Genomic DNA, 10,757 nt, shown 5'->3' on the forward strand with positions numbered 1-10,757 from the left:
CAGCCGTGGCGATGCAACCGGGCCGATCGAGAAGAGTGGTGGGCTGCCCGTCGCAGTGTGCTTCCGTCGGCTATTGGGGAACGCCATCCGGGTAGCCGGGCGGTGTGGCGGGTAACCGTCGCGAGGCCACGTCAGAGAACGCCCAGAGCCACCGCACGGGGGAGTGCAGCGCACATGGGCATTGGTAGCGGAATCTTTCTGATCGCCATCGGCGCGATCCTGACCTTCGCCATCAGAGCCAACGTCTGGTGGGTCGACCTGCGCGCGGTCGGCTGGGTGTTCATCCTGGCCGGGCTGGGCGTCCTGCTCACCACGCTCTGGTTCTGGCAGGACCGGCGCAAGCGGGCACGGACTCTGATCGTCGAGGAGAACCGACTCTCGCACCCGACCGCGATGATGCCGCCGCCGCCCGATCCGCCGCCGCCGACGGCGCCGCCGTCCTGAGCCACGCCGCCTGGCGGCACCGCCGTCCTGAGCCCGCCGCCTGACGGCACCGCCGCCCTGAGCCGCGGTTTGACGGCGCCGCCGTCCTGAGCCACCCGCCACGCACCGGCGGGTGGCTCAGCCGCGTGCGGTGTGCCGATCCGTGATCGGTGCCCTGCCCGCGGCGAGCTGCGGCCAGTCGACGTCGGCCCGGTGCACCACCACGTCGCTGGTGCGCATGCCGTCCTGGTCCGCCCGCTCCGGGTCGAGCAGCGCCGAGAGCAGCGAGATGCCCGGGTTGTGCGCGATCAGCAGCACCGTACGGGCGCTCGGGTCCACGCCCCGGACCAGCGCCAGCAGGTCCTCCGGGTGCGCCTCGTACGCGTCGGCCTCGTAGCGCACGACGGGGGCGGGGCCCGCCGAGCCGCCCTCCGGCGGGGATCCGGTCATGCCCATCGCCACGCTGTGCCAGGTCTCCCGCGTGCGCCGGGCGGCCGAGCAGATGACCACGTCCGGCAGCAGGTCGTGCTTGGCCAGCCAGGCGCCGGCCGCGGCCGCGTCGGCCTGGCCCCGTACGGCCAGGGGGCGCTGCACGTCCGGCACCACCTCCCCGGGCGGCTCGGCCTTGGCGTGCCGGAGCAGCACCAGCGTGCGTCCCCGGGCGGAAGCGTCCGTCATGCCCTCAGCTTGCCCGATTGGCGATCAGAGCGCCTGGGTAAGTCGATGGATGCCGCAACCTCACCGATGGCCGCGGCGGAAGGAAACGCCAGGGGACAGCCGAGGAGGCGACGAGATGGGCTTTGGTGGCAGTATCTTCCTGATCGCGTTGGGTGCGATCTTCGCGTTCGCCGTGGAGGCGGATCTCGGCTGGCTCAACCTGGCCGTGGTCGGCTGGGTGCTGATGCTGACCGGCGTGGCCGGCCTGCTGCTCACCCTCCACTTCTGGAACTCGCGCCGTCGGGCCGTGGTCGCCCCGGTGCGCGGTGAGCGCGTGGTCGCCGAGCAGGTCGTGCCGGTGCAGGACGACCGGGTCGTGGAGGAGTACCGCGAGGTGCGTCGGCCGCGCCGCACCGTCTGACGTCAGGGAACACGGTCTTTCCGGGGGCTCCGCCACGCGGCGGGGCCCCCGGGTGCGTGTCCGTCAGGCGAAGAGGGCGAAGTAGATGGCGATGTGGTGGCAGAGCGCGGCCACGAGCGTGCAGGCGTGGAAGAACTCGTGGTGGCCGAAGACGGTGGGCCAGGGGTTGGGCCGGCGGAGCGCGTAGAAGACCGCGCCGACGCTGTAGATCGCGCCGCCCGCGCTCAGTAGCACCAGCGCCGTGACGCCGCCCTGATGCAGGATGTCGGGCAGCATCGCGACCGAGACCCAGCCGAGCGCCAGGTAGAGCGGCGCGGAGACCCAGCGCGGGGCGTGCGGCCAGACCAGCTTGAGCGCCACGCCCGCGAGCGCGCCGCCCCAGACCAGCCCCAGCATGATGGTGGCCGGCCGGGGTTCCAGCAGCAGTACGCAGAACGGGGTGTAGGTGCCGGCGATGAACACGAAGATCATCGAATGGTCCATCCGGCGCATGATCTGGTAGCCGCGCTCGGACCACACCCGCCGGTGGTAGAGCGCGCTGGTGCCGAAGAGCCCGCACACCGTCACGCTGTAGATGAGGCAACTGACCAGCGGGGCCCAGCCGGGCCGGGTGGCGGCGATCGCGCTGAGCACGATGCCGCAGAGGAGGGCGACGAAGAACGCGTACGTGTGCAGCCAGCCGCGCATCCGGGGCTTACCGATGTCGACCGGCTTCAGTCGAAGCGGTGCGGAGGTGGTCACGCCCTTAGGTTACGGCACCGTAGGTTACTTTCAAGTAGTGCGTCCGGTCACGTGGGACGGCGGTCGACCGACCCTGGTGCCGTGCGCCGGTCGGGGAGTATGGCGGGATGCGGATCCGACCCGTCGGCGCACACGCCCTGCTGATCGACTGTGCCGACGCCGATCAGGTGGAGGCGTGGCGGGCCGAGCTGTGGCGGCGGCGCGAACGCGGCGAGCTGACGGCCGTCGAGATCGTGCCGGCGGCCACCACCGTCCTGCTCGACGGCGTGCCGGATCCGGCCACGACGGCCGCGAGGATCGCCACCTGGCCGCCCCGACCGGCCGCCCCCGGCGCGCCCGCAGCGGCCGCCGACCTGGTCGAGGTTCCGGTGACGTACGACGGGGAGGACCTGCCCCTCGTCGCCGACCACTGGAGCGTGGACGTGCCCGCGGTGGTCGACCGGCTGCGGCGTACCTCCTTCCGGGTGGCCTTCTGCGGCTTCGCCCCCGGGTTCGCCTACCTCACCGGGCTCCCCGCCGAGCTGGCGGTGCCCCGGCTGCCGACCCCGCGCCCCCGGGTGCCGGCCGGCTCGGTCGCCCTGGCCGGCCCGTACGCCGGGATCTATCCGGCGGCCTCGCCCGGCGGCTGGCTGCTGGTCGGGCGCACCGCGATGGCCCTCTTCGACGTGCACGCCGACCCGCCGGCCCGGCTCACCCCGGGCACCCGGGTACGCCTGGTGGCCGCGTGACCCCGGCGGTCGAGGTGCTCCGCGCCGGGGCGCTGACCACCGTGCAGGACCTGGGCCGGGCCGGCTGGGCTCACCTGGGCGTACCCCGGTCGGGGGCGCTCGACCCGGCGGCGCTGCGGCTGGCCAACCGGCTCGTCGGCAACCCGGAGTCCGCCGCCGGCCTGGAGATCACGATGACCGGATGCGAGCTGCGGTTCCGCCGCGCGACGGCCGTCGCGGTCACCGGTGCCGGTGCCGCCGTCCGGGTCGGCGACCGCCCCGGTGACGTGGGCCGGCCGCTGTCGGTGCCGGCGGGCGCCGTGCTGCGGATCGGCCCGCCCCGCGACGGCCTGCGCAACTGGCTCGCGGTCGGCGGCGGGCTCGCCGTCGAACCCCTGCTCGGCAGCCGCGCCACCGACACCCTCTCCGGGCTCGGCCCGCCGCCACTGCGCGACGGCGACCGGCTGCCCCTGGGCACACCGACCGGACCGCCCGCCCCGGTGGACGTCACCGTCGCGGCGCCCACCCCGACCGAGCTGCGGCTGACCCTGCGGCTCGGCCCCCGCGACGACTGGTTCACCTCGGCCGCGCTGGACCATCTGTTCGGCAGCGCGTACACGGTGAGCCCGGTCAGCAACCGGGTCGGCGCGCGACTCACCGGCGCGGCGCTGCCCCGCGCGGTGGCCGGGGAACTGCCCAGCGAGGGCATCGTGCTCGGCGCGGTGCAGGTGCCGGCGGACGGCCAACCGTTGATCTTCCTCGCCGACCATCCGACCACCGGCGGGTACCCCGTCGTCGGGGTGGTGGACGACGTGACCCCGCTCGCACAGGCCCGGCCAGGGACTACGGTCAGGTTCCATGGACCTCAACGCTGACCTCGGCGAGGGATTCGGCATCTGGCGACTCGGCGACGACGCCGCGCTGCTGGACCTCGTCACCTCCGCCAACGTCGCCTGCGGCTTCCACGCCGGCGACGCGTCCACCATGCGGCGGGTCTGCGAGGGCGCCGCCGAGCGCGGGGTGGCCGTCGGCGCGCAGGTCGGCTACCGGGACCTCGCCGGCTTCGGCCGGCGGCACATCGCGTACGCCTTCGCGGAGCTGCGCGACGAGGTCACCTACCAGCTCGGGGCCCTGGAGGCGTTCTGCCGGCTGTTCCGCACCCGGGTCCGCTACCTGAAGCCGCACGGGGCGCTCTACCACGCGGCCGCCTGCGACGAGGCCCAGGCGGCGGCGCTGGTCGCGGCGGTCGGCGACTACGACGACCAGCTGCCGCTGCTCTGCCCGCCCGGCTCGGTCCTCGCGCAGCTCGCCGCCGGCGCCGGGCTGCGGGTGGTCGCCGAGGGCTTCGCCGACCGGGGCTACCTGCCCAACGGCTCGCTGGTGCCGCGCACCGCCCCCGGCGCGCTGGTCACCGACCCGGAGGAGGTGGCCGCCCGGGCCGTGCGGATGGCCACCGAGCGGACCGTGGTCGCGGTCGACGGCAGCGTCGTCCCGTGCCCGGTCGAGTCGATCTGCCTGCACGGCGACACCCCCGGCGCGGTCCGCTGCGCCGAACTGGTGCGCGCCGCCCTGATCGACGCCGGCGTCACCCCCACCCCGTTCGCGTGAGAAAGGGCCCCTTCCCCCGAGGGAGGGGCCCTTCCTCGACGACGACCGGCGTCAGGCGTCGTCCAGGCCGCGCAGCACCAGCGGAAGCCGCGCGGCGCCGCCGTCGACCACCCGGACGGGGACGCCCCAGTCCTGCCGGGTCAGGTGGCAGGCCGCGTGCTCGACGTCCGCGTCGCAGGTCGCCGCCTGGGCGGTCACCTGGAGCACCCCGCCGGCCACCGTGCCGTCGACCACCAGCCGGCGGGACAGCTCGGTGCCGGTCCCCGCCCCCTCCACCAGCAGCTCCGGCGGCGACGCCGACACCACCAGCCGCGTCGACGGGCCGTACGTCTCGTCGAGCTTCTGCCCCGGTGCGGGCGTGAAGATCACGTCCAGGGTCACCTCGCCGGCCGCCACGTCGGTGGGCTTGCGCTCGGTGCGGTGCCGGGGACCGTCGACGGTGCTCGCGCCGGCCGCCGAGAGCGCGCCGGGCGCCAGCCGGGTCAGCCGGTGCGCGGCGGACTCCACCACCAGGACCTCGCCGGCCGGGGTGAGCACCAGGTCGCTCGGCTCGGCGAGCCCGTCGGCGACCGTCGAGACCCGGTCGCTCTCGGGGTCGAAGCGGCGGACCGCCCCGTTGTACGTGTCGGCCACCAGCACCGAGCCGTCCGGCAGCGCCAACACCCCCAACGGGTGCTGGAGCAGCGCCTCCGACGCCGGCCCGTCGACGTGCCCGAAGTCGAAGAGCCCCTGCCCGACTGCGGTGCCCATGACGTCGTTCTCGACGTACCGGATCGCGCTGGTCTCGCTGTCGGCCACCCAGAGCCGGACGCCGTCGGCGGAGACGGAGAGGCCGGACGGCTGCGCCATCCACGCCTCGGCCAGCGGACCGTCGCGCAGGGCCTCGACGGTGGTGCCCGCGTACATGCCGGCGGTGCGCTTCACCGGGTCGAACCACCAGAGCTGGTGGATGCCGGCCATCGCGATGACGACCTTGTCGTCGTACCAGGCCAGGTCCCAGGGGGAGGAGAGGTCGACCGAGAGCGCGTCGTGCGAGTGGTCGTCGACCGTGGAACGCCACTGCCGTCCGGTGCCGGCGACCGTCACCACCTCGCCGTCCGCCAGCCGTACGCCGCGCAGCAGGTGGTTGACCGTGTCGGCGACGACGAGGTCGTAGCCGGCCACCTCGGCGGTGTGCGCCGGCAGCAGGCACAGCCCCTGCGGCTCGGAGAAGGTGGCCGCCCCGGCCGGACCGTCGACCCGGCCCCGGCTGCCCGCGCCGATCCGCCGGACCAGCGTCTCGCCGTCGGGGGCCAGCTCCGCCAGCGAGTGCCGGGCCGAGTCGGACACCAGCAGGTTGCCGTTCTCCAGCAGCACCGCCTTGCCCGGGAAGCGCAGCGTGGTCTCCGGCTCGGCGGGCGGGACGTACGGTCCGTCGCCCCGGTGCAGGGTTCCCTTCGCCTCGTGGGTGGCGATCAGGTCGTCGATGAGGCGGGCGAGCCCTTCGGCGTGACCCTCGCCGGCCATCGTCGCCACCACGTAGCCCTCGGGGTCGATCACCGACAGGGTGGGCCAGGCGCGGGCGGCGTACTGCTGCCACATCTCCAGCTCGGGGTCGTCGAGCACCGGATGGTGGACGCCGTACCGCTCCACGGCGGCGGCCAGCGCGTCCGGGTCCTTCTCGTGCTCGAACTTCGGCGAGTGCACGCCGATCACGACGAGCACGTCGCCGTACTTCTCCTCCAGCGGGCGCAGCTCGTCGAGCACGTGCAGGCAGTTGATGCAGCAGAAGGTCCAGAAGTCAGCGATTACGATCTTGCCCCGCAGATCGGACAGCTTCAGCTCTCGCCCACCCGTGTTGAGCCACTGCCGGCCCCGCAGCTCGGGAGCACGTACGCGCGGTGTCGTTCCCATGGTTGTCAGCCTGCCATGTCGCGCTGGGCCGAGCCGGGCTCCGTGACCCGGACGACAGCGGCGAGCCGGGCTAGCGGGCGCGGGCCCAGCCGGTGAAGCGCACGGTCAGGTCCGCCGGCGGGCTGCCGTGGTCCAACTCGGCGAGTTGCGCGGCGGCCTCCTCGCGCAGCTCGGCGAGGTGGACCATCAGCGCGTCGCGGTTCTCGCGGTACCTCGCGAGCAGGAGAAGCTTCGCCGTCGAGCAGGGCCACGCCACCCCGCAGGCGCTGCACCGCCAGGTGGGCCGGCTGGGGACGTGGGCGCGGACGTGCACCATCAGCCCACCGCCACGCGGGGCCGGGCCGGTAGCCGGCGGGAGAGGGCAGGCCGGGCCGGGGGCGGCGCGGTGACGACCCACTCAAGGCCCTCGCGCAGGACGAACAGCTCGCGCTTCGCCACCGCGCGGCCCTTGGCGTCGAGCTGGTAACCCTCGAACCAGAGCCAGCCGTACGGCGGGAAGCGGTCGACGAGTTCGCGGATCACGCGCACGCGCATCGGGGTCACGAACTGCGGGGACGCGGCCCGGGTCAGGTGGAGGATCTCGCCGGCCCGCAGCATCCGTACGGGAGGCGGCGTCCGGGCGGTCACTGCGGACCCCGGTTGCACCGGGCGGACCAGCGCGGCGCGGGGACGACGTTGCTCACGCGGCCTGGGCCCCGGTACGGCGGGATGAACGGACCGATCGGCCCGGGGACGACCGGGCGGGCCGGCGGCGGATCGTTCCTCGGCGCGGGTGTCGGTGTCGGCCTCTCCTCGGGCATGGCTCCCCCTCGTGCGGCAGTTGGTGGGAGGGGCCGCCCGGCTGCTCGCCCAGCGCGGCCCCGCAGCGTGACCGGCGGGCCTCCATCGCCTCACCGGCTCACGGCGTGCACTGCGAAACGCTTCCAGCCAGTTACGGACGGTTGAACCGCTGCCATGAGACCATCGAGGGACGTCTAGGAAAGGTCCCCTGCCGTGCCCAGGAACGAAGCCCTACGCGAGGCCCTGACCGTGGCGGGCCTGACGATCACCGACCTCGCTGCCAAGTGCGATGTGGACGCGAAGACGGTCGAGCGGTGGATCAGCCGTGGTCGCGTTCCCCACCCTCGATCGCGAGTGCGTGTTGCCTCGGTGCTGGGTAAGGATGTAGATGTGCTGTGGCCTGATGTTGTTCGCCGCGCGGTCAAGCTAGGGGCAGACCGCGAGATCGTGGGCGTCTACCCGCGCCGGTCCGAGCTTCCGCGCCCCCTGTTCGGTGAACTGATCGGGCAGGCCCGCAAGCGACTATGGTTCGGCGGATACACCAGCTACTTCGTCTGGTTGGAGGTGCCGAACGCGGCTGTCACGCTCGGCACCAAGGTGCGCGAGGGCGCCGACGTTCGTTTTCTGTTGGGCGACCCGGCCAGTTCGGTCACCACCAGTCGGGAGCGGATCGAGGACACGCCGCTCACTCTCGCCACCCGTATCGCCACGACGCAGGCGGAGATCGCGAAGTCACCAGAGAACCTGCCGACCCGCCTGACCGACCGGCATGTCGCGATGTCGGTCTGGATCTTCGACGATGAGGCGATCGTGGCGACGCATATCGGTGCCGGGCTGGGGCAGGACTCGGTGACCCTGCACCTGCGCCGTCGCGGTGCCGGCGGCGCGTTCGACCGCTACGTGGAGCATTTCGAGGCTCTGTGGACGGACGCCCAGGTCGCCGGGCGTTCCTGACCGACCAGACTCCCGAAAGCGCCCGTCCCCGATCCCGGTGGCGGGCGCTTCCGTTGCCGTACCACGGGCACTGTCGTTCTTCGCATCCGTTCCACGGCACTGCCGGCCGGAAAAACGGCGGCGGGGCCACGGTCTCCCGTGGCCCCGCCGCCGTGTTCGTCGCTACTGACCTGCCGGCTTGAGGCAGAGCACGCGGTTCGCCCCGCCGCCCTGGAGCACCACGTGCGGCTGGGTCGGGTCGGCGCACTTGTCCTTCGCGTCCACCTTGGAGACCACGGTGAAGGCACCCGCCTCGCCGCACTCCGCCGCCGCCGCCGTCTCGCCCGACTTCTTGACGCAGCTGCCGACCGCCGGGTCGAACGCCGGGGCCGGGTCCTCGCCGCCGACCTTGCCGAGCAGCATGAGCAGGCCCAGCGGCACCGCCAGGATGAGCACCGCCGCGACGAGCACCGCCGCGAGCACCCGGCCGTTGCGGACCTTGGGCGTGGGGGCCTCGGTCTTCGGCTCCGCGATCGGCTTGAACGAGTCGAACCGGTTCTGCTCCTGCTCCGGGCCGCCCTGGTCCCAGGGGCCGGGCTGCTGCGGAGGCGGTGGGAACGCCGGCGGGAACGCGCCACCCGGCGTGGGCTCGGCCGTCGGGGCGGCCCCGTAGCCGGGTGCCGGGCCGCCGGCTGCCGGCGTACCGAAGGGGTCGGCGGGGCGGTCCGCGCCGTCGTGCGGCCGGACCCCGTTCACCGGTCGGTTGCTGGCCGGCGCGTCGACGAAGGACGGCACGCCCGGCGGGAAGGCGGGAGGCGCGGCCGGCGAGGCGGGCGCCACCGGGGAGACCGCGCCGAAGACGGCGGTCCCGCTCGGCGCCCGGTCCCGGTCGTCGAAGCGGCCATCCGGGCCCTGGTCGAACCGGTTGTCCGGGCCCTGGTCGAACCGGCCCTCGGGGGCCTGGTCGAACCGGTTGTCCTGGCCCTGGCCGAAGCGCGGGTCCGGCCCCTGCTCGAAGCGCGGATCCGGCCCCTGGCCGAAGCGCGGGTCCGGTCCCTGGTCGAAGCGGGGGTCCGGGCCCTGGTCGAAGCTGGGCGCCGGCGCGTGGTCCGGTCGGTGCCCGCGCGGGTCCTCCTGCTCCGGCTCGTCCGCCGGCTCAGGGCGGGCCGGTCGGCCGTACACCCGGGGCTGCGGCGCGGGCGCACCACCCGGGCGGAGGGCCTGGTCGGTCGGCGGCATCACCCGGCTGGCCAGCGGCACCGAGGCGCTCGCCGAGACGCTGCCGGCGGCCGGTTCGGCACCCTCCGGCGACGGTACGGCCGCCCGTCCGCCCGCCTCCGGCGAGGTGCGCGGTGCGGGGACCACGGGACCGGCGGGCGACTGCGGCTCGTCGTGCCGGGAGCCGGCCTGGGCCCAAGCCGGCTGCTCCTGCTCGTACGCCGGCAGACCGCCGTCCCGGCCGGGCTGCTCGGGGGCGAACTGGGCCGGCGGCGCGTAGTCGGCCGGCGGGGCGGAGGCCAGGCTGGCACCGGGCACCCGCTGCTCCTGCGGCGGCAGCGGCACGGCGTTGGCCGGCGAGATGCCGGGCCCCGGTGCGGGCTGGTAGATCGGGGGCTCCTCGGCCTGCTCCGGCTCCCAGCCGTTGCCGGCGCGGCCCGGGGCCGGCTCGCTCGCCTCCGCGCGGCCCCACACCTCGTCCGCCGACCACGGCTCGACATCCGGTACGGCCGGGCGCTCGGCAGCGTTGCCGGCCCACTGCGGCGGGCTCTCCGGAGCGGGAGCCCACGGCTTCGGCCCGCCGTCGCCGGGCACCGGGACGGAGGCCCGGCCGGGCGGGGTGGAGGTGGGCTGTGCGGCGCCCCAGCCGTTCGCGTCCCGGTCGTCGGGCATCGGGGGCACGGACGCGGCACCCCGCGCGGAACGCTCATCCCGGGCGGGCCACTCGTCGCCCTGAGGCTGGTCGTCCCGGGGCGCGTCGTCGCGGGAGGCGGCCCAGGCGCCACCCTGAGGCTGTTCCGCACCGGCGTCCCAGCCGGGCTGCTCGCCCTGCTGCTGCTCGGTGCCGGCCCAGCCGCCGGAGCGGTTGGGGTCGTCCTGCTGCTGCCCGGGGGGCCAGCCGTTGGCGGGGTCCTGAGGGGACTCGGCGTTCCAGCCGCCGGAGCGGGAGGGGTCGTCCTGGGCGGGCCAGGGCTGGGGGGCGGGTGCGGGGGCCGGGGCGGGCTGCGGGACCCGGGCGGCGCCGCGGGCGGCGGGCTCGGGTTGCGCCCAGGCGGGGGACGCCTGCTCGGCCGATCCCCAGGCGGGCTGCTCGTCCTGCTGTTGCGCGGTGCCGGCCCAGCCGCCGGAGCGGTTCGGGTCGTCCTGCTGCTGGCCGCCGCCGGAGCGGTTCGGGTCGTCCTGCTGCGCGGCCCAGTCGCCCTGCGGGGGCCGATCGTCCGGGGTGGCACCGTCGGCCCAGCCGCCGGGACGGGCCTGCTCGTCCTGCTGCTGGCCGCTGACCCAGCCGCCGGAGCGGTTGGGGTCGTCCTGGGCGGGCCAGGGCTGGGGGGCGGGTGCGGGGGCCGGGGCGGGCTGCGGGACCCGGGCGGCGCCGC

General features: G+C 75.0%; 12 protein-coding genes. 6 read left to right on the top strand and 6 right to left on the bottom strand.

Annotated elements, in window-relative coordinates:
• Positions 1-174 precede the first annotated feature (174 nt).
• Positions 175-444: a DUF6458 family protein gene (locus ACLQ22_RS12375; protein WP_013730795.1), complete on the top strand. Its 270-nt coding sequence runs from the start codon at positions 175-177 to the stop codon at positions 442-444.
• A gap of 117 nt (positions 445-561) precedes the next feature.
• On the opposite strand, the gene ACLQ22_RS12380 is transcribed toward ACLQ22_RS12375, so the two are convergent.
• Positions 562-1,101, bottom strand: a complete 540-nt coding sequence (locus ACLQ22_RS12380; RefSeq protein WP_425692388.1) for a SixA phosphatase family protein — start codon at positions 1,099-1,101, stop codon at positions 562-564.
• A 115-nt stretch (positions 1,102-1,216) separates the two neighbouring features.
• On the opposite strand from ACLQ22_RS12380, the gene ACLQ22_RS12385 reads away from it, so the two are divergent.
• Complete coding sequence (locus ACLQ22_RS12385; RefSeq protein WP_425692389.1) at positions 1,217-1,501, top strand: DUF6458 family protein; 285 nt, start codon at positions 1,217-1,219, stop codon at positions 1,499-1,501.
• A 63-nt stretch (positions 1,502-1,564) separates the two neighbouring features.
• Here ACLQ22_RS12385 and trhA read toward each other — a convergent pair whose 3' ends face one another.
• Positions 1,565-2,242, bottom strand: coding sequence for a PAQR family membrane homeostasis protein TrhA (gene trhA, locus ACLQ22_RS12390; RefSeq protein WP_425692390.1), 678 nt, complete (start codon positions 2,240-2,242; stop codon positions 1,565-1,567).
• Between the two features lie 107 nt (positions 2,243-2,349).
• On the opposite strand from trhA, the gene ACLQ22_RS12395 reads away from it, so the two are divergent.
• The 3 genes from ACLQ22_RS12395 to ACLQ22_RS12405 are packed head-to-tail and all read left to right on the top strand — an operon-like array spanning position 2,350 to position 4,557.
• Positions 2,350-2,970, top strand: coding sequence for a 5-oxoprolinase subunit B family protein (locus tag ACLQ22_RS12395; RefSeq protein ID WP_425692391.1), 621 nt, complete (start codon positions 2,350-2,352; stop codon positions 2,968-2,970).
• Positions 2,868-3,824, top strand: a complete 957-nt coding sequence (locus tag ACLQ22_RS12400; RefSeq protein WP_425692478.1) for a biotin-dependent carboxyltransferase family protein — start codon at positions 2,868-2,870, stop codon at positions 3,822-3,824. The genes ACLQ22_RS12395 and ACLQ22_RS12400 overlap by 103 nt, the downstream gene beginning before the upstream one ends.
• Positions 3,808-4,557, top strand: a complete 750-nt coding sequence (locus ACLQ22_RS12405; protein WP_121397300.1) for a LamB/YcsF family protein — start codon at positions 3,808-3,810, stop codon at positions 4,555-4,557. The genes ACLQ22_RS12400 and ACLQ22_RS12405 overlap by 17 nt, the downstream gene beginning before the upstream one ends.
• Positions 4,558-4,608: 51 nt before the next feature.
• Here the strand turns inward: ACLQ22_RS12405 and ACLQ22_RS12410 are convergent, their stop codons facing one another.
• From ACLQ22_RS12410 to ACLQ22_RS12420, 3 genes are all read right to left on the bottom strand, one after another.
• Entirely contained in the window at positions 4,609-6,450 is a 1,842-nt protein-coding gene (locus ACLQ22_RS12410; RefSeq protein ID WP_425692392.1) for an NHL domain-containing thioredoxin family protein, read from the bottom strand.
• 70 nt (positions 6,451-6,520) lie between these two features.
• Positions 6,521-6,766 carry a flavin reductase gene (locus tag ACLQ22_RS12415; RefSeq protein ID WP_425692393.1) on the bottom strand — a complete coding sequence of 82 codons (246 nt, stop codon included), beginning with the start codon at positions 6,764-6,766 and terminating at the stop codon, positions 6,521-6,523.
• Positions 6,766-7,077, bottom strand: a complete 312-nt coding sequence (locus ACLQ22_RS12420) for a hypothetical protein (protein WP_425692394.1) — start codon at positions 7,075-7,077, stop codon at positions 6,766-6,768. Before ACLQ22_RS12420 ends, ACLQ22_RS12415 begins: the two co-directional genes overlap by 1 nt.
• Positions 7,078-7,443: 366 nt before the next feature.
• Between ACLQ22_RS12420 and ACLQ22_RS12425 the strand changes: the two genes are divergently transcribed.
• The gene (locus ACLQ22_RS12425) at positions 7,444-8,184 is read left to right on the top strand and encodes a helix-turn-helix domain-containing protein (RefSeq protein WP_425692395.1); all 741 of its coding nucleotides are present in this window, start codon (positions 7,444-7,446) and stop codon (positions 8,182-8,184) included.
• Between the two features lie 162 nt (positions 8,185-8,346).
• On the opposite strand, the gene ACLQ22_RS12430 is transcribed toward ACLQ22_RS12425, so the two are convergent.
• A partial coding sequence (locus ACLQ22_RS12430; RefSeq protein ID WP_425692396.1) for an LppU/SCO3897 family protein occupies positions 8,347-10,757 on the bottom strand: 2,411 nt, incomplete at its 5' end.

Origin of the sequence: Micromonospora sp. DT178 (assembly GCF_049841695.1) — a bacterium.
Taxonomy (GTDB): Bacteria; Actinomycetota; Actinomycetes; order Mycobacteriales; family Micromonosporaceae; genus Micromonospora.

What these genes read in the sequence shown, in the direction of transcription:
- ACLQ22_RS12375 (WP_013730795.1), top strand. Translation starts at nt 175, where the DNA reads ATGGGCATTGGTAGCGGAATCTTTCTGATCGCCATCGGCGCGATCCTG.
- ACLQ22_RS12380 (WP_425692388.1), bottom strand. Translation starts at nt 1,101, where the DNA reads ATGACGGACGCTTCCGCCCGGGGACGCACGCTGGTGCTGCTCCGGCAC.
- ACLQ22_RS12385 (WP_425692389.1), top strand. Translation starts at nt 1,217, where the DNA reads ATGGGCTTTGGTGGCAGTATCTTCCTGATCGCGTTGGGTGCGATCTTC.
- ACLQ22_RS12395 (WP_425692391.1), top strand. Translation starts at nt 2,350, where the DNA reads ATGCGGATCCGACCCGTCGGCGCACACGCCCTGCTGATCGACTGTGCC.
- ACLQ22_RS12405 (WP_121397300.1), top strand. Translation starts at nt 3,808, where the DNA reads ATGGACCTCAACGCTGACCTCGGCGAGGGATTCGGCATCTGGCGACTC.
- ACLQ22_RS12410 (WP_425692392.1), bottom strand. Translation starts at nt 6,450, where the DNA reads ATGGGAACGACACCGCGCGTACGTGCTCCCGAGCTGCGGGGCCGGCAG.
- ACLQ22_RS12415 (WP_425692393.1), bottom strand. Translation starts at nt 6,766, where the DNA reads ATGGTGCACGTCCGCGCCCACGTCCCCAGCCGGCCCACCTGGCGGTGC.